The organism is Streptomyces doebereineriae (assembly GCF_031845645.1).
In the GTDB taxonomy this organism is placed as follows: domain Bacteria; phylum Actinomycetota; class Actinomycetes; order Streptomycetales; family Streptomycetaceae; genus Streptomyces; species Streptomyces canus.
In genome coordinates, this window is the sequence record NZ_JAVREZ010000002.1 from 1 (window position 1) to 17368 (window position 17368).

General features: G+C 70.5%; 16 protein-coding genes. 4 read left to right on the forward strand and 12 right to left on the reverse strand.

All coding sequences use genetic code 11. The features are described from left to right. Positions 1-580 precede the first annotated feature (580 nt). Positions 581-1639, forward strand: a complete 1059-nt coding sequence (gene trpS / locus RNB18_RS05510) for a tryptophan--tRNA ligase (protein ID WP_311713038.1) — start codon at positions 581-583, stop codon at positions 1637-1639. Here trpS and RNB18_RS05515 read toward each other — a convergent pair. Beyond that, positions 1546-2592 carry a GlxA family transcriptional regulator gene (locus RNB18_RS05515; RefSeq protein ID WP_311713039.1) on the reverse strand — a complete coding sequence of 349 codons (1047 nt, stop codon included), beginning with the start codon at positions 2590-2592 and terminating at the stop codon, positions 1546-1548. The two genes, trpS and RNB18_RS05515, sit on opposite strands and share 94 nt — an antisense overlap. A gap of 75 nt (positions 2593-2667) precedes the next feature. Between RNB18_RS05515 and RNB18_RS05520 the strand changes: the two genes are divergently transcribed. Then, the gene (locus RNB18_RS05520; RefSeq protein ID WP_311713040.1) at positions 2668-3255 is read left to right on the forward strand and encodes a cysteine hydrolase family protein; all 588 of its coding nucleotides are present in this window, start codon (positions 2668-2670) and stop codon (positions 3253-3255) included. Between the two features lie 16 nt (positions 3256-3271). On the opposite strand, the gene proC is transcribed toward RNB18_RS05520, so the two are convergent. From proC to RNB18_RS05555, 6 genes are all read right to left on the reverse strand, one after another. Next, on the reverse strand, positions 3272-4084 hold the full coding sequence (proC, locus tag RNB18_RS05525) for a pyrroline-5-carboxylate reductase (RefSeq protein WP_311713041.1): 813 nt from the start codon (positions 4082-4084) through the stop codon (positions 3272-3274). A gap of 87 nt (positions 4085-4171) precedes the next feature. Next, positions 4172-4957, reverse strand: coding sequence for an ABC transporter permease (locus RNB18_RS05530; protein ID WP_311713042.1), 786 nt, complete (start codon positions 4955-4957; stop codon positions 4172-4174). Further along, positions 4954-5778, reverse strand: coding sequence for an ABC transporter ATP-binding protein (locus RNB18_RS05535; RefSeq protein ID WP_311713043.1), 825 nt, complete (start codon positions 5776-5778; stop codon positions 4954-4956). Before RNB18_RS05535 ends, RNB18_RS05530 begins: the two co-directional genes overlap by 4 nt. Positions 5779-5842: 64 nt before the next feature. Continuing rightward, on the reverse strand, positions 5843-6622 hold the full coding sequence (locus RNB18_RS05540) for a class I SAM-dependent methyltransferase (protein ID WP_311713044.1): 780 nt from the start codon (positions 6620-6622) through the stop codon (positions 5843-5845). A 136-nt stretch (positions 6623-6758) separates the two neighbouring features. Further along, the gene (locus tag RNB18_RS05545) at positions 6759-7271 is read right to left on the reverse strand and encodes an EamA/RhaT family transporter (RefSeq protein WP_311713045.1); all 513 of its coding nucleotides are present in this window, start codon (positions 7269-7271) and stop codon (positions 6759-6761) included. 160 nt (positions 7272-7431) lie between these two features. Next, positions 7432-7758 carry an SH3 domain-containing protein gene (locus tag RNB18_RS05555; protein ID WP_311713046.1) on the reverse strand — a complete coding sequence of 109 codons (327 nt, stop codon included), beginning with the start codon at positions 7756-7758 and terminating at the stop codon, positions 7432-7434. A 182-nt stretch (positions 7759-7940) separates the two neighbouring features. On the opposite strand from RNB18_RS05555, the gene RNB18_RS05560 reads away from it, so the two are divergent. Then, the gene (locus RNB18_RS05560) at positions 7941-10037 is read left to right on the forward strand and encodes a protein kinase domain-containing protein (RefSeq protein ID WP_311713047.1); all 2097 of its coding nucleotides are present in this window, start codon (positions 7941-7943) and stop codon (positions 10035-10037) included. A gap of 81 nt (positions 10038-10118) precedes the next feature. Here the strand turns inward: RNB18_RS05560 and ilvD are convergent, their stop codons facing one another. From ilvD to RNB18_RS05580, 4 genes are all read right to left on the reverse strand, one after another. Next, positions 10119-11972: a dihydroxy-acid dehydratase gene (gene ilvD / locus RNB18_RS05565; RefSeq protein ID WP_311713048.1), complete on the reverse strand. Its 1854-nt coding sequence runs from the start codon at positions 11970-11972 to the stop codon at positions 10119-10121. A gap of 135 nt (positions 11973-12107) precedes the next feature. Next, positions 12108-12746, reverse strand: a complete 639-nt coding sequence (locus tag RNB18_RS05570) for a TetR/AcrR family transcriptional regulator (protein ID WP_311713049.1) — start codon at positions 12744-12746, stop codon at positions 12108-12110. Positions 12747-12777: 31 nt separating this feature from the next. Continuing rightward, positions 12778-13602: a sugar phosphate isomerase/epimerase family protein gene (locus RNB18_RS05575; RefSeq protein WP_057612466.1), complete on the reverse strand. Its 825-nt coding sequence runs from the start codon at positions 13600-13602 to the stop codon at positions 12778-12780. 116 nt (positions 13603-13718) lie between these two features. Then, positions 13719-14660: a Ppx/GppA phosphatase family protein gene (locus RNB18_RS05580; RefSeq protein WP_311713050.1), complete on the reverse strand. Its 942-nt coding sequence runs from the start codon at positions 14658-14660 to the stop codon at positions 13719-13721. Between the two features lie 71 nt (positions 14661-14731). Here RNB18_RS05580 and RNB18_RS05585 point away from each other — a divergent pair, with 71 nt between their 5' ends. Continuing rightward, a complete protein-coding gene (locus tag RNB18_RS05585; protein WP_311713051.1) occupies positions 14732-15589 on the forward strand; it encodes a hypothetical protein in 858 nt (285 codons plus the stop codon). An 82-nt stretch (positions 15590-15671) separates the two neighbouring features. Here the strand turns inward: RNB18_RS05585 and RNB18_RS05590 are convergent, their stop codons facing one another. Continuing rightward, a complete protein-coding gene (locus RNB18_RS05590) occupies positions 15672-17348 on the reverse strand; it encodes a BACON domain-containing protein (protein ID WP_311713052.1) in 1677 nt (558 codons plus the stop codon). Between the last annotated feature and the right edge of the window lie 20 nt (positions 17349-17368).

The window sequence follows — 17368 nt, forward strand, 5'->3', positions numbered from 1 at the left end:
CCGTTTCCGGTTCCGATTTCCTCGGTGCTTTCCAGGTTCCCGCTCTCGCGTTTCCCTTTCCGGCGGTTCCGACTCTATCAGATCCTTTCGGGCCTGATTCCCAGTCAGCGGGGCTTGTCTTCCCGGCCCTTGGGCCGTTCTGACGAGTGAGACTTTAGCGGATTCCCGGCTCCCGAGCTAATCGGGGGCCCGCCGTCCTTTCGAACACGGATTCCTCATTTCGCGAATACGCACGCCAATGCAGCGACGGCAGACAGAGCGACTGTCGTCGTTTGTTGACTGGTACTTGCGGAATGGCTGTCCGGGGACCGACCGGGGTCGGCGCTCACGTCGGACAACTCGGAGAACACTACGTACCGGGCTGGGGAGTGTCAACTCAACTCCGGACGGGCCCCTGGAGGCGTACGCTGACAGGCATGACAACGCGTACGTGCACCCAGCAGTGGTGGGCCGCCTGACGGCGGCCGTGCTCACGTATGCACTCAACGGCCGCCGCCTCGGCGGCCGTTTGCGTATCTCCCTCCAGGACTCCTGAGGGTCGGCCGGCCGGGGACGGCGGCCTCGACCAGGAGGTGGAGAGATGACGCGGGTCTTCAGCGGGGTCAAGCCGACGGGGCATCTGACGCTGGGGAACTACCTGGGAGCTATGCGGCAGTGGGCCACGGTGGACCAGCACCGGGCCGAGTCGCTGTTCTGCATCGTCGACCTGCACGCCCTGACCGTCGACCATGATCCGGCGCGGGTGCGCCGGCTGAGTCGGCAGGCGGCGACGCTGTTGCTAGCGGCGGGGCTGGATCCCGAGTTGTGCACCGTGTTCGTACAGAGCCATGTGGACGAGCACGCGCGGCTGTCGTACGTGCTGGAGTGCGTGGCCACGGACGGCGAGATGCGGCGGATGATCCAGTACAAGGAGAAGGCCGCTCGGGAGCGGGCGCGGGGCGGGAGTGTGCGGCTGTCGTTGCTGACATATCCGGTGCTGATGGCGGCGGACATCCTGGCGTACGGGGCCGACGAGGTGCCGGTCGGGGACGACCAGGCTCAACACGTGGAGCTGACGCGGGATCTCGCGACGCGGTTCAACCAGCGGTACGGCTACACCTTCGTGGTGCCCCGGGCCACCCTGCCCACGGTGGGAGCGCGGGTCATGAACCTCCAGGACCCGCTGTCGAAGATGGGGAAGTCCGACGACTCCGGGCCGGGGATCGTCTATCTGCTCGACGAGCCGGATGTCGTGCGGAAGAAGGTGATGCGGGCCGTGACCGACAGCGGGCGGGAGGTCGTCTACGACCGGGAGGCGCGGCCCGGCCTGGCGAATCTGCTGGAGATCCTCGCGTCCTGCACGGGTGGGAACCCATCGGAGCTGAGCGGTGTATATGAGTCGTACGGCGCCTTGAAGAAGGACACCGCCGAGGCCGTGGTCGAGGTCTTGAGGCCCGTGCAGGAGAGGCACAAGGAGTTGTGCGCGGATCCTGGCTATGTGGAGGGGGTGCTGCGGGATGGCGCGGAGAGAGCGCGGGCGATGGCGCGGCCGACCGTGGATGCGGCTTATCGCGCGATCGGGCTGCTTCCGGCCACTGCCGATCCGGTCGCGGTGGATACCGGCGCGGTCGACGGGGTCGTGCTGAACGCTGCCCGGTAAGCGCGTGGGCTGGTGGCGAGGCGCGATGCGAAGTGCTGGCGCATCGTGACCTCGCTGCCGAAGCCGACGCGGCGGGCGACCTCGGGCATCGGCAGGTCGGTGCGTTCGAGGAGTTTCTGGGCTGCGGCGATGCGCTGGCCGAGGAGCCAGCGGAGCGGGGTCGTGCCGGTCTCCGCGGTGAAGTGACGGGCGAAGCTACGAGCGGACATACCTGCGCGGGCGGCCAGGTCGGCGATGGTGAGCGGTTCGTGGAGGTGGCGCAGGGCGTGCTCGCGTACGGCGGCGAGGGCGTCGGAGTCGCGGTCGGCGCGCGGGGTGGGGTGCTCGATGAACTGCGCCTGGGTTCCGGTGCGGAAGGGCGCGGTGACCATCGAGCGGGCGATGGTGGCTGCGGCTTCGGCGCCGTGGGCCTGGCGGACGAGGTGGAGACAGAGGTCGATGCCTGCCGCGGTGCCGGCCGCGGTCCAGATGTTGCCGTCCTCGATGAAGAGGGCGTCGGGGACGACGGTGACCTGGGGGTGGTGGGCGCGCAGGAGGTCGATCAGGTTCCAGTGGGTGATGGCGCGGCGGCCGTCGAGGAGGCCGGCCTGGGCGAGGGTGAAGGCGCCGCCGCACAGGGCCGCGATGGTGGTGCCGCGGGTATGCGCGCGGCGAAGGGCGTCGAGGAGGGGGGTGGGTGCGGAGGTGAGGTGGTCGTCGAGGCCGGGGATCACGATGAGATCGGCGCGGGCCAGCCAGTCGAGGGTGCGGTCGGGAAGGAGGGTGAGGCCGCCGCGCATGGGGACCGGTGTGGTGTCGGGGGCGACTCGGCGCAGGTCGAAGGCGGGGGCTCCACGATCGGTGCGATCGGTGCCCCAGACCTCGGTGATGACGGAGACGTCGAAGGCGCGGATCCCCGGGAAGGCGACCAGCGCGACGCGGTACGCGTGCTCCTTCTCTCCAGGGTTCTCCATGGCTGGCAGTAAATCATCGATCGCTGTCTTTTCACCCGCTGGGTGGGTCGTGCTCCCGGCGGCAGGATCGTCGGCATGGAGATCGCAGAGAACGCAGCGCTGGTGGTCGTGGACGTCCAGAAGGGCTTCGACGAGGCCGACTTCTGGGGACCGCGGAACAACCCGGAGGCCGATGACAACATCGCTTCGCTCATCGACGTGTGGCAGGCGACGGGGCGGCCGGTCGTGTTCGTACGGCATGACTCGCGGAAGCCCGAGTCGCCACTTCGGACGGGGTATGAGGGGAACGGCTTCAAGGAGTACGTGGAGCGGCGGCGCGGGAAGGGGGTGGGCGGGGCTGAGCTGTTGGTCACGAAGACCGTGAACTCGGCCTTTTACGGGACGCCGGATCTGGATGCCTGGTTGAAGGGCGAGGGGATCTCGCAGTTCGTGGTGGCCGGGATCCAGACCAACATGTGCGTGGAGACGACGGCTCGGATGGGCGGGAACCTGGGGTACGACGTGGTGGTCGCCTATGACGCGACGCACACGTTCGATCTGGAGGGCCCGTTCGGCTGGCGGCGGAGTGCGGACGAGGTGGCACAGGCGTCGGCGGTCTCGCTGCATGGGGGCGGCTTCGCTCGTGTGGTGGCCACGAAGGAAGTGGTGGACGCGGCGGGGTGACCGCCCCCGGTGGGCGTCAGTCCTTCTTGCCGGAGGCCAGGGCGCGGCTGCGGTCGCGGGCGGCTTCGAGGGCGGCGATGAGGGCGGCGCGTACGCCGTGGTTCTCGAGTTCGCGGATGGCGTTGATGGTGGTGCCCGCGGGGGAGGTGACGTTCTCGCGGAGCTTCACCGGGTGCTCGCCGCTGTCGCGGAGCATCGTCGCGGCGCCGATCGCGGACTGGACGATCAGGTCGTGGGCCTTGTCGCGGGGCAGGCCGAGCAGGATGCCGGCGTCCGTCATGGCTTCGACCAGGTAGAAGAAGTACGCCGGTCCGGAGCCGGAGAGGGCGGTGCAGGCGTCCTGCTGGGACTCGGGGACGCGGAGCGTCTTGCCGACGGCGTTGAAGATCTCCTCGGTGTGGGCGAGGTGGTCGGCGGTGGCATGGGTGCCGGCGGAGATGACCGACATGGCCTCGTCGACCAGTGCGGGCGTGTTGGTCATGACGCGGACGACGGGGGTGCCGGTGGCGAGGCGCTCCTCGAAGAAGGAGGTGGGGATGCCGGCGGCGCCGCTGATGACCAGGCGATCGGCCGGGACGTGCGGGGCGAGTTCATCGAGGAGGGTGCCCATGTCCTGCGGTTTGACCGTGAGGATCAGGGTGTCGGCGGTCTTCGCGGCTTCCGGGTTGGTGACCGGGGTGACTCCGTAGCGGGTGCGGAGTTCTTCGGCTCGCTCGGGGCGGCGGGCGGTGACCAGGAGGTCGGCCGGGGCCCAGCCGGCGCGGATCATTCCGCTGAGCAGGGCTTCGCCGATCTTGCCGGTGCCGAGGACTGCGACTTTCTGACTCATGCGGTTCAGTCTGGCACCGGGTCGGGGCATGCAGGGTGGATGTCCGGTGGGCGGAACACGAGTGGGGTTGGCCGGGCGCTCGCAGCGCTATGGAGTCCTGCGCCTGAGGGTTGCCGCTCCCAGGCCCAGGACCAGCAGTGCGCAGCCCGCCACGATCAACGCGTCGCGTACGAAGGTCGCTGTCATGTCCGTGTGCCTGAGGATTTCGTTCATGCCGTCGACGGCGTAGGACATGGGGAGGACGTCGGAGATGGTCTCCAGGACGGGGTGCATGTTGTCGCGGGGGGTGAAGAGCCCGCAGAGGAGGAGTTGGGGAAAGATCACGGCCGGCATGAACTGGACGGCCTGGAACTCGGAGGCCGCGAAGGCCGAGACGAACAGGCCGAGGGCGGTCCCAAGCAGGGCGTCGAGCAGGGCGACCAACAGCAGGAGCCAGGGGCTGCCGATGACGTCGAGGCCGAGGAACCAGACGGCGAGGCCGGTCGCGAGGGCGGACTGGATGATCGCGAGGAGGCCGAAGGCGAGGGCGTAGCCGGCGATGAGGTCGCCTTTGCCCAGCGGCATGGCGAGGAGGCGTTCGAGGGTGCCGGAGGTGCGTTCGCGCAGGGTGGCGGTGGAGGTGACCAGGAACATCGTGATCAGCGGGAAGATCCCGAGGAGGGAGGCGCCGATGCTGTCGAAGGTGCGCGGGCTGCCGTCGAAGACGTAGCGCAGCAGGAAGAGCATCACGCAGGGGATCAGGATCATCATCGCGATGGTGCGCGGGTCGTGGCGGAGCTGGCGCAGGACCCTGGCCGCGGTGGCGGTGGTGCGGGAGAGGCTGAGGGCGCTGGTGGGAGGGGGCGCGAGGTTCGGCGTGGTGGTCGTGGTCATCGCGTGGGTTCCTTGGTCCGGCTTGCCTCGACGGCCTGGTCGACCAGGTGGAGGAAGGCCTCCTCGACGGTGTCGGAGTGTGTGCGGGTGCGGAGGGCATCGGGGGTGTCGTCGGCGAGGATCTCGCCCTCGCGCATCAGGAGGAGACGGTGGCAGCGCTCGGCCTCGTCCATGACGTGGGAGGAGATGAGGAGGGTGGCGCCGCGGCGGGCGGCGATGTCGTGGAAGAGGTTCCAGAGGTCGCGGCGCAGGACGGGGTCGAGGCCGACGGTGGGTTCGTCGAGGACGAGGAGTTCGGGGGTGCCGAGGAGGGCCACGGCGAGGGAGACGCGGCTGCGCTGGCCGCCGGAGAGGTTGCCGGCGAGGGAGTCGGCGTGGGTGGTGAGGTCGACGTCGGTGATGGCCTGGGTGACGTCGGAGTGGCGGCGGTCGGCGGCGGCGCGGCCGGGGGCGAGGATCGCGGCGAAGTAGTCGAGGTTCTGGCGGACGGTCAGGTCGTCGTAGACGGAGGGGGCCTGGGTGACGTAGCCGATGCGGGTGCGGAGAGTGGGGTGGCCCGCCGGCCGGCCGAGGACGTCGAGGGTGCCGGTGACCTTGGCCTGGGTGCCGACGATCGAGCGCATCAGCGTGGACTTGCCGCAGCCCGAGGGGCCGAGGAGGCCGGTGATCTGGCCGCGTGGGACGTCGAAGGCGAGGCCGCGCAGGACGGTGCGGGGGCCTCGGACGACGGTGAGGCCGTCGGCGTGGACGGCGGGGATGGCGGGTCCTTGGTCCGTGCGGTCGTCGCTGTCGTCGGGTGACCCGGACTCTTTATTCACCATGCGATGAATAATGCTCTCGCGGTCTCTACCCGTCAAGCGAGTCACCCCCTGGAGCTCGTCGGGGTCAGGCGTTGACGGCGACCAGCAATTCGACGTCGTAGGTCTCCTCGACGGTCTCGTCCGGGAAGAGTTCCAGCAGGATCCGCCGCTCCTCGGTGAGGAAGGCGCCCGCATGCTCCTCGCCCGCGACCAGGAACAGTGAGTGGCTGCCGATGTTGGCGAGGTGGGTGTCGACGGGGACGCTGCGGCTCCAGCGGACCACGCGGTGGGCAAAGTCCAGGCGGCCGGTGGGGTCGGCCAGGGCCGACCGGGCTCCGTTGCCGTTCACCTCGACGGCCGGGTGGGCGCCGTAGGCCTTGAAGTGCTCCCCGATGCGGTCCAGTTGACCGGTGATCCACGGCACGTCGAGGGCGTGGGTGTTCCACCACAGGGCGAGCGCGCCGCCGGGGCGCAGGACGCGGAGGGCTTCGGGGACCGCGCGGGCGGGGTCGGTCCAGTGCCAGGACTGGGCGTAGGTCAGGAAGTCGACGGTGTCGGTGAGAAGGGGGAGGTCGTTGCCGTCGCCCCTGAGAATCGGGATACCGGGGTGCGTGCGGCGGAACTGCGCCGCCATGCCGTCCCCGGGTTCGACCGCGACGACCTCGGCGCCCCGGGCCTGCAGCAGAGCGGTCGCGATACCGGTACCGGCCCCGATGTCAGCGACCCGCGCACCCGCGAGAGGCCGGCCGGCGAGTTCTTCGACGGCGTCGAAGAGGGCGGGTGGGTAGGAGGGTCGGTTGGCGGCGTACTGGGCTGCGGCGGCGTTGAAGGAGTGGGCTCGGGTGGTGTGGGAGGAAGCCGTCATAGGGACATGGTGGCCGGGGTGCGGGTGGGGCGCGGTGAGTTTTCGGTGAGAGCCGGAGGCGTGGGCGCTTGAAGAGGCGCGGGGCTGTGCCGATCTGCGGCTCCGTCGCGGCGCCGCCGCAACTGCCCGAGGGCCGTCAGCGTCGGCGCTTCTTCTTCGAGGGGTTCCCGGTGCGGCGAGCGCCCCGCTTCTCGTGCTCCCTCCGCGCCGCCTCGTACTCCTCGCGGTGCAGCTTCTCGCCCGGCGCCTCGATGAGGGAGCGGCAGAAGAAGGCCAGGAGCGACCCGACGAACCCGATGGCCAACAGACCGCGGAGGGAGGCCTGGCGGTCCGGGTCGGGGCGACTTCCGAAGCCGTCCCACGTATTGCGGAAGGCCAGCGCGCTGCAGATCGCGAACATCGCGATGACGAGGACGGTCACGAAGCTGCCGGTGTCGGCGATCTGGAGACCCTCGTAGGCGAAGCGGAGGATCAAACAGGAGGCGACGGCGGCGGCGAGGGAGCCGGTGGCCGCGCCGACGCGGCGGAGGGCGTAGCCGTTGTCGTGGTTCACCCAGGTCGTGCCGAAGAAACGGATCGCTTCGGGGCGGGGGCCGCCGCCCTCTGGGGAGCCCGCGGGGATGTCCTGGGTGCCGGATTCGTCGCTCACGGGACGATTATGGCTCCGGGGTGGGGGCGGGCTCCCTTCGGGGATCAGGAGCAGCGGTCGGCCACGTACCCGTCGCTGCCGGTGTTCACGTACGCGTCGGAGACGTACTGACTATTGCTGATGTTGAGTGGCGGCGCCCACCACGAGGAGGGCGCCGGTTTCAGCCGCAGCGCGAGGCGACGTAGCCGTCGCTGCCGGTGCGTACATAGGCGTCCGAGACGAACTCGCCGTTGGCGATGTTGTCCCAGATGTTCGAGGTGCCGTACGGGCCGACAACCGAAGTCCCCGGCGTCTGGCAGTAGATCGCGACCTGCGCGCCCTCGGGGAGGACACGGACGATGCCGTACTGCGTGCCCGGGCCGCGGCGGACGTTGAGGCGGTAACCCGGTGCCACCGAGTAGTAGTGCACGGCCGCGGTCGCGGCAGCGGCTGTTGTCACGGACTTGCTCTCGCCGCTCTCGACTTCTTCCACGCGGTCAACAGACATGAAAATCCTCCCCCGTTGGTCCCCATGACTGCCATGGGGTCCCGTTGATTCCCCTAAATCACGCCATGAAACACATGTACGCAACTCGCACGTGGAGACTAGCAAGCCGCCTCTGTCCCGTACGAGTCATCGACTAGGCTCCGTGCGTCGCGCGCGCGGACGATCAGCACGGGGGTGGTTCCATGGCGCCACAGGGCAACACCGGAGCGGGCGCGGAAGCGGAACTTCCCGAGTACGCCGGTCACTACCGGCTGGAGTCGTGCCTCGGCTCCGGTGGGATGGGTGTCGTGCACGTCGCGCGCAGCGCCTCGGGGATGAAGCTCGCGGTGAAGGTCGTCCATACCGAGTTCGCCAAGGACCCCGAGTTCAGGGGGCGTTTTCGGCAGGAGGTGGCCGCGGCCCGGAAGGTGAGCGGGGCGTTCACCGCGTCCGTCGTCGATGCCGATCCCGATGCCGAACGGCCCTGGATGGCCACGCTGTTCATTCCCGGCCCGACTCTCTCGGACGAGGTGAAGCGGAACGGGCCCATGGCGCCGGCCGAGTTGCGTCGGCTGATGGCCGGGCTCGCCGAGGCACTGCGCGACATCCATCGGGTCGGGGTGGTCCACCGGGACCTCAAGCCGAGCAATGTGCTGCTCGCCGAGGACGGGCCGAAGGTCATCGACTTCGGTATTTCTCGGCCAAAGGACAGTGAACTGCGCACCGAGACCGGGAAGTTGATCGGGACGCCGCCGTTCATGGCGCCGGAGCAGTTCCGGCGGCCCAGGGAGGTGGGACCCGCCGCCGACATCTTCGCCCTCGGTTCCGTGATGGTGCATGCGGCCACCGGGCGCGGGCCGTTCGACTCCGACAGTCCTTATGTCGTCGCCTACCAGGTCGTGCACGACGAGCCGGACCTGACCGGCGTACCGCAGAACCTCGCACCGCTCATCGTGCGGTGCCTCGCCAAGGAGCCCGAGGACCGGCCCACTCCGGACGAGTTGATGCGGGAGCTGCGGTCGGTCGCGGCCTCGTACGACACTCAGGCATTCATACCGGCGCAGCGCACGGGTGATGTGCTGATGCCTGAGCAAGAGGCCGAGGAGCCGGTACGGCGACCCGAGCGGCGCCTGCGCAGGAACGTGTTGCTCGCCGCCGGCGCGCTTGTCCTTGTCGCGAGCGGAGTGTTCGCCTCGGTCGAGTTGCTCGGCGACGGGCAGCCCACGCCGACGGAGAGCAGTACGCCTCCGGCGGGGGCGTCCGCGTTCCGCGCCTGGGAGGCGAAGCCCATGGCCGGGGGCAAGGGCACGCCCCGGTGCTCGTACGGGGCGGGAAAGCTCTTCTGTGTGCGGGCGGGTCTGGTCTTCGCCCTCGATCCGACCGACGGCAGACTGCTGTGGCGGCATTCGGCCGACACGAACCGGTGGAGCGTTCCGCCCGCCCTGTCCGGTGGCCTCCTGCTGCCGATGGCCGATTACGGCAACCGTCTGCAGGCGCTCGATCTCGCCACAGGCCGGACGCGCTGGCAGCGGAACGTGCCGACGTACGACGGCATGTGGTCGGCCGACGGCATGCTTCTGGTCACCCATGCGGACGGGAAGGTGACCGGCGTGGACAGCGCGTCCGGCGACACCCGGTGGAGCAAGGAGATACCCGGCCACGCCACACCGTCGTTCTCGACGTTTCCCGGAGACCCACTGCTGTACGTGACAAGCACGTCCGTCGACGAGTCGAGCACTCGGGTCACCGCTGTGGACGCGGCCACGGGTGACGTGCGGTGGGACGAACACCTCGACGGCGCTCTGACGCCGATCGGCTCCGAGGACGGATCCGTCTTCTTCCTCTCCGTCGACCAGGTCTACGACTACGCCAAGGCCGTGGTCCGCTACACCCCCGCATCCGGAGCGACCCGGAAGGTGGCCTTGCCCGTGCCTCGGCAGGGCGCCGAGGCCGCGGTGCACGCCGGTGTCGTCTATGTGCTGGCCACCGCCGGAGCTCTGGAGGCCATCGACGTCGACACGGGCCGGCAACTGTGGCACCTGGAGACGTCCGTGAGCCGGGGATCCGTCCCGGTCTCAAACGGCAGTCACGTCTTCGTCACCGCTTCCGACGGGCGGCTGCTCGCGGTGGACGCGCGCAAGGGAACGCTCGCCGGCCAGACACCGGCACGGCTCGGCGCCGACGCGGGCGATGTGATCGCCACGCTGCCCCGGCCCGCTGTCGCCGATCACCACGTCTACGCCACCGCCCCCGACGGCACCATCTTCGCCGTGGACGCCCGCAAGCCCTCGGACTGGTAGCGCACCGACCAAGCGCAGGTAACAAAGGGGGCCGCCCCCGAAGGGACGGCCCCAAGTTCTCGCGGAGCGAAGGAGCGGACCTCAGCCCAGCTTCGACACGTCCCGCACCGCGCCCTTGTCGGCGCTCGTGGCCATCGCCGCGTAGGCCCGCAGCGCCGCGGAGACCTTGCGCTCACGGTTCTTCGGGGCGTAGGCCCCGCCCAGCGCGGCCTCGCGACGGGCCAGCTCCTCCTCGTCGACCAGGAGCTCGATCGACCGCCCGGGGATGTCGATGCGGATGCGGTCGCCGTCCTCGACGAGGGCGATGGTGCCGCCGGCCGCGGCCTCCGGGGAGGCATGGCCGATGGACAGGCCGGACGTGCCGCCGGAGAAGCGGCCGTCGGTGATCAGGGCGCAGGCCTTGCCGAGGCCGCGGCCCTTCAGGTACGAGGTCGGGTAGAGCATCTCCTGCATACCGGGCCCGCCCTTGGGGCCCTCGTAGCGGATGACGACGACGTCGCCCTCCTTGACCTGCTGGGTGAGGATCTTCTGGACGGCGTCCTCCTGCGACTCGCAGACCACCGCCGGGCCCTCGAACCGCCAGATCGACTCGTCCACGCCGGCCGTCTTCACGACGCAGCCGTCGACCGCCAGGTTGCCCTTGAGGACCGCCAGGCCGCCGTCCTTGGAGTACGCGTGCTCGGCGCTGCGGATGCAGCCCTCGGCGGCGTCCTCGTCCAGCGCCTCCCAGCGCTCCGACTGGGAGAAGGCCTCGGCGGAGCGGACACAGCCGGGGGCCGCGTGCCACAGCTCGAGCGCCTTCGCGGAAGGCGAGCCTCCCCGCACGTCCCACGTCTTCAGCCAGTCCGCCAGCGACGGGCTGTGGACCGAGTGCACGTCCTCGTTCAGCAGGCCCGCGCGGTGCAGTTCGCCCAGCAGCGCCGGGATGCCGCCCGCGCGGTGCACGTCCTCCATGTAGTACGTGCGGTTCTTCGCGACGTTCGGGGCGACCTTCGCGAGGCAGGGGACGCGGCGGGAGACCGCGTCGATCTCGGCGAGGCCGAAGGGGATCTCCGCCTCCTGGGCCGCCGCCAGCAGGTGCAGGATCGTGTTGGTCGAGCCGCCCATGGCGATGTCGAGGGCCATGGCGTTCTCGAAGGCCGCGAAAGTGGCGACGTTGCGCGGCAGAACCGTCTCGTCGTCCTGCTCGTAGTAGCGGCGGGTGATGTCCATGACCGTGTTGGCGGCGTCGACGTACAGCTGCTTACGGGCCGTGTGCGTCGCCAGGACCGAGCCGTTGCCGGGGAGCGAGAGGCCGATGGCCTCCGTGAGGCAGTTCATCGAGTTGGCCGTGAACATGCCGGAACAGCTGCCGCAGGTCGGGCAGGCGTTCTCCTCGATACGGAGCATGTCCTCGTCGGAGATCTTCTCGTTCACCGCGTCGGACATCGCGTCGACCAGGTCGAGGGTACGGACCGTGCCGTCCACGAGGGTCGCGCGGCCGGACTCCATCGGGCCGCCGGAGACGAAGACCGTGGGGATGTTGAGCCGCAGCGCGGCGTTCAGCATGCCCGGAGTGATCTTGTCGCAGTTGGAGATGCAGATCAGGGCGTCGGCGCAGTGGGCCTCGACCATGTACTCCACCGAGTCCGCGATCAGGTCGCGGGAGGGGAGGCTGTAGAGCATTCCCCCGTGCCCCATCGCGATGCCGTCGTCGACGGCGATGGTGTTGAACTCGCGCGGGATGCCGCCGGCCTCGACGATCGCCTCGGAGACGATCCGGCCGACCGGCTGCAGGTGGGTGTGGCCCGGCACGAACTCCGTGAAGGAGTTGGCGACCGCGATGATCGGCTTGCGGCCGATGTCCGCACCGGGTACACCGGAGGCGCGCATAAGGGCGCGGGCGCCCGCCATGTTGCGGCCGTGGGTGACTGTGCGGGACCTCAGCTCGGGCATCGTCGCTCGCTCCTTCAGAGACGGTCGTCAGAGACTTCAGAGACGGTCGTATGAGACTTCTGACTGCTAACGAGCGTACGCCCGTCATCCAGGGGTCGGGACAAGGCGTCCGGAATGCGGGACGGCCGTCTCGGGTCAGGGCCCGGTCAGATGGCTCTGCACCACCGGGGCCACCCGCGCGATGATCTGCTCGATGTCCGTCGACGCCAGCGGCTCCACCTTGATCACATACCGCAGCATGGCCGTCCCCACGAGCTGCGCGGCCGCCAGCTCGGCCCTCAGTTCGGCGTCCGGCAGGTCCAGCTGGTCGGCGATGCGGCGCAGCAGCTGGGCGGCGACGAGCCGGCGGAAGACGGCGGCCGCTGTCTCGTTGGTCACGGCCGAGCGGACGATCGCCAGGATCGGCATGCGCGTCGCCGGGTTCTCCCAGACGCCGAAGATGAAACGGGTGAGGCGCTCTCCGACGTCCTCCAGCGGACCCTCGGCGAGCGCGTCGGGCGCGCTCAGCGCGGGCGCGGCGGCGACTTCCACGGCAGCCTCGAAGACCTGCTCCTTGGTGCCGAAGTAGTGGTGGACCAGGGCCGAGTCGACCCCGGCGGCCTTGGCGATCCCCCGCACGGACGTCTTCTCGTAGCCCCGCTCGGAGAACTCCTCACGGGCCGCGAGGAGGATCCGGTCGCGGGTGCCGGCCGCGTCCGATTCCGTACGGCGGGGCCGGCCGCGCTTGCGGGCGGTGACGTCGCCGGTCGCCGGGGCGCTTTCGAGGTCGCTCACGGCCGGGGCACCTGCACGGTCGCTCGGTTCCTCATCGCCGGGGCACCTGCACCGCCGAGGCCAGATGGAGGCGGGTGAAGGCCAGGGCCTCGGCGAGGTCGGCCTCACGTTCGGCGCCGGACATCGCGCGGCGGGTGTTGACCTCGATGACGACATGGCCGTCGAAGCCGCTCAGGGCGAGGCGCTCCAGGAGCTCGGCGCAGGGCTGGGCGCCGCGGCCGGGCACGAGGTGCTCGTCCTTCGCGGAGCCCTTGCCGTCGGCGAGGTGCACATGGCCGAGACGGTCTCCCATCCGGTCGACCATCTGCATCGCGTCGGTCCTGGAGGTCGCCGCGTGGCTGAGGTCGATCGTGAAGTGCCGGTAGTCGTCCTTGGTGACGTCCCAGTCGGGGGCGTAGGCGAGCATCTCGCGGTCGCGATAGCGCCAGGGGTACATGTTCTCGACGGCGAACCGTACGTCCGTCTCGTTCGCCATCCGCCAGATCCCGCTGACGAAGTCCCGGGCGTACTGGCGCTGCCAGCGGAACGGCGGGTGGACGACGACCGTGCTCGCGCCCAGCTTCTCGGCTGCCGCCCGGGCGCGCTGGAGCTTGACCCAGGGGTCCGTCGACCACACGCGCTGCGTGATGAGCAGGCAGGGGGCGTGCACGGCGAGTATGGGGATGCCGTGGTAGTCGGAGAGGCGGCGCAGGGCCTCGATGTCCTGGCTGACCGGGTCGGTCCACACCATGACCTCGACGCCGTCGTATCCGAGGCGTGCGGCGATCTCGAAGGCCGTCGCCGTCGACTCCGGGTAGACGGAGGCCGTCGACAGGGCGACCTTCGCATCCGGGATCCGTACGACTGGCTCTGCCATGGGGGACAGATTACGGGTTGCCGTGGGTGGGGTGCGGGGTGCCTATTCGCCGTTGTGGTGATTGCCACTGGGCGGGTGCGGGTGCGTCGGGGTTGCTCGCGCCGTTCCGCGCGCCCCTATATGCCCTGAACTGATCCCATATGGTCAAGTCTGCGCAGGATGACGCCCTCTCTCAGCGCCCAGGGGCAGATTTCCACCTTTTCCACACCGAACAGATCCATCGCGCCCTCGGCCACCAAGGCGCCCGCCAGGAGCTGGTTCGCCCGGCCCTCCGACACGCCCGGGAGTTCCGCCCGCTGGTCCGTCGTCATGCCGGCCAGCCTCGGGACCCAGGCCTCCAGGGACTCGCGCTTCAGTTCGCGCTGGACGTAGAGGCCCTCCGTCGAGCGGGCCGCGCCTGCCAGGCGGGCCAGCTGCTTGAAGGTCTTGGAGGTGGCGACCACGTGGTCGGGGGCGCCGAAGCGGGCGAACTCGCCGACCGTGCGGGCGATCTGGGCGCGCACATGGCGCCGCAGGGTCCGGATGGCGTCCGGATCCGGGGGGTCGCCGGGGAGCCAGCCTGCCGTGAGGCGGCCCGCGCCCAGCGGGAGGGAGGCCACCGCGTCCGGTTCCTCGTCGATGCCGTAGGCGACCTCCAGGGAGCCGCCGCCGATGTCGAGGACCAGGAGCTTGCCCGCCGACCAGCCGAACCAGCGGCGGGCGGCGAGGAAGGTGAGACGGGCCTCTTCGGCGCCGGTGACGACCTGGAGCTCGACACCGGTCTCGGCCCGCACGCGCGCGAGGACGTCGTCGGCGTTGCTGGCCTCGCGGACGGCGGAGGTGGCGAACGGGAGCAGGTCCTCGACGCCCTTGTCCTCGGCGGCCTGGAGCGCGTCCTTGACGACCGCGACCAGCTTCTCGACGCCCTCGGGACCGATCGCCCCGGCCTCGTCGAGGAGTTGGGCAAGGCGCAGCTCCGCCTTGTGCGAGTGCGCGGGCAGGGGGCGGGCGCCGGGGTGTGCGTCCACCACCAGCAGATGCACCGTGTTCGATCCCACGTCGAGGACACCGAGTCTCATGTAGGGAACGCTACTGCCAGCTGGTCGTTCGACTGTCTCCGGAGTGGGCTCGGGCGACTTACCCTGGACGCGTGCCAAAGACGAAAAAGGTGAAGGACGACAAAACGGCCGAATCTGCCGGCGGTCCTTCGCGGGTGAAGCCACCCAAGCAGTCACGGAAGGCCATGAAGGCTCTGAAGGCCGACGAGAAGGGGCTCGACTTCGCACGCGCGTGGGTGGAGTTCCCGGATCCGGCGGACGACGAGCAGGTCTTCCGCTGCGATCTGACATGGCTGACCTCTCGGTGGAACTGCATCTTCGGCAGTGGCTGCCAGGGCATCCAGGCGGGCCGCGCGGACGACGGGTGCTGCACGCTGGGTGCCCACTTCTCCGACGAGGACGACGAGAAGCGGGTCGCCGAGAATGTGGCGCGACTCACTCCGGACATCTGGCAGCACCACGACGAGGGCACGGCGAACGGCTGGGTCTCGGAGGACGAGGACGGCGACCGGCAGACCCGGCCCTTCCAGGGCTCCTGCATCTTCCAGAACCGGCCCGGCTTCGCGGGCGGCGCGGGCTGCTCGCTGCACATCCTGGCCCTGAAGGAGGGCCGTGAGCCGCTGGAGACCAAGCCGGACGTCTGCTGGCAGCTTCCGGTGCGGCGGACGTACGACTGGATCGACCGGCCCGACGACACCCGCGTGCTCCAGGTGTCGATCGGCGAGTACGACCGGCGCGGCTGGGGTCCGGGCGGTCACGACCTGCACTGGTGGTGCACGTCGGCGACCTCGGCACACGGCGCCGGTGACCCGGTGTACGTCTCCTACCGCCCCGAACTGATCGAGCTGATGGGCAAGGCGGGCTACGACCGCCTCGTCGAGCTCTGCGAGGAGCGCCTGGCCTCCCAGCTGCCCCTGCTGGCACCGCATCCGGCGGACCCGACCGACTGAGCGCCCGACACACCGCCCTCCGGCCCCGACTCCCGACACAAGTCCCCCTGCCCGCCGACGGACCCCGGCTCTGCCGCATCCGCTACGACGCGGACGGGCTCGGGTCGCCGCTGTCCGTGGGTGGGGGCGTCGGGCTTGCCGGGTCGGACGGGGTGGAGTCGGGTGGAGTCGGGGAGGGGGACGAGGACGGAGGGTCGCTCGGTGTGGGATCCGAGGGGGCCGAGGACGTGGGGCTGGGACTGAGCGGGGGTGTCGTCGGCTCGCCGGGGTCGGAGGGTGCGGGCGCCGTGCCGTAGCCCTGGATGGTGACGACCGCGCCGGCCGGTGCGATCGCCACGCGCGCGCTCCAGGGTCCGGATGGCTCGCGCAGATGGTCGACGTACACCTTGATCGTCAACGACTCGCCGTGTCTCAGGGTTCCCGAGGACTGGCTGAGGTAGAGCCAGGGGGCTCCCGTGGTGGCCGACCAGCGGACCGGGGCGTCGCCGGTCGCGGTGAGGGTGATCAGCGTGGTGTCGCCGCTGTTGTCGGCGCCGACCTCCAGGCGCCCGGCACCCTTCCTGCCCGCCCCGGCGACGCTGACGACCTCCACGGAGACATCGGGGCGGCCGTCCTTGGCGAAGCGGCTGCCGGGTTGGGTGCGGGCGTTGCCGGCGTTCTCGTAGCCGCCGCTCGCCGTCTCACCGTCCAGGCTGCCGGGCTCGTGCGCCTCGCTGGCGCTCGCGGAGTGGCCGTCCACCCCCTCGCCGGGTCCGCCCCGGTAGGCGGCCCACAGGGCGAGCACGGGGGCGGCGACGACGGTGGCGACGACGGTCGTGGTGACGGCACGCGCGCGCAGGCGGTCGCGGCGGGCGGCCCGGTCCTTGGGATCCATCGGGAAGCCGCGCCGGTCGAAGCGGGGCACGACGCCGCCACGCGCGCGTGACGGGTGCGCCGGCGCCATGTGCAGCGCCCCGCGCGGCGCTTCGAGCACGGGCAGCTCGGCGGGCGTGGTCATGGCTCCGGGCCAGCGTCCGGGAATCGCGCGCTCGGCACTGCGGCGGCAGCGTGGGCAGTCGTCGACGTGGCGCACGAGTTCTCGGCGCAGGGCGGAGCTGAGCACGAACTGGCTGTCGCCGGTGAGCCGGGCCACGCTCGGACAGTCACCGGTCTCGACGACGGCGAGGGCCGCGCGGGTGCGCTCGACCTCACAGGCGGCGGAGGCGAGCAGTTCGCGGGCACCGGCGAGGTCCATGCCGAGGACGGCGGCGACCTCGTGGGCGGCGAGGTGGTGACGTACGGCGAGTTCGAGCGCCTCGCGCTGCTCGGGGGTGGTCCCAGCCGCCTCCGGCCAGGCCAGCAGGGCGAGTTCGCGGCGGCGCACCTCCTGCAGGTCCGCGGCGACCGGGGGCTCGGCGGACTTCTGGGACGCTCCCTGACGTCCCGCCGCATGGGTGGCCTGACGTTTCTGCTTGGCCTCGGCCAGCTTGCGCAGACAGGCCCAGCGGGCCAGCGCGTACAGCCACGCCCTGCGGTCGCCGGCCGCCTCCGGGCCGCCCCGTCTCTCGGCGAGCGCGAGGACGTCGCCGAGGGCCGCGATGGCCGCGTCGTGGTCGCACAACACGGACAGGCAGTAGGTGAACAGGCCGTCCAGGTACGGCTCGTAGCGCGTCGGCGGCCCCTGCGCCGGTGTGCGCGCGGCACCGCGGTCGCGCTCCTCCCGTTGCGCCCGGTGCGCGCCGGTGGTGCGGGTCGAGGTCTCCGGACTGCTGCTCATCATCCGTGGACCGTAGGGGGCGG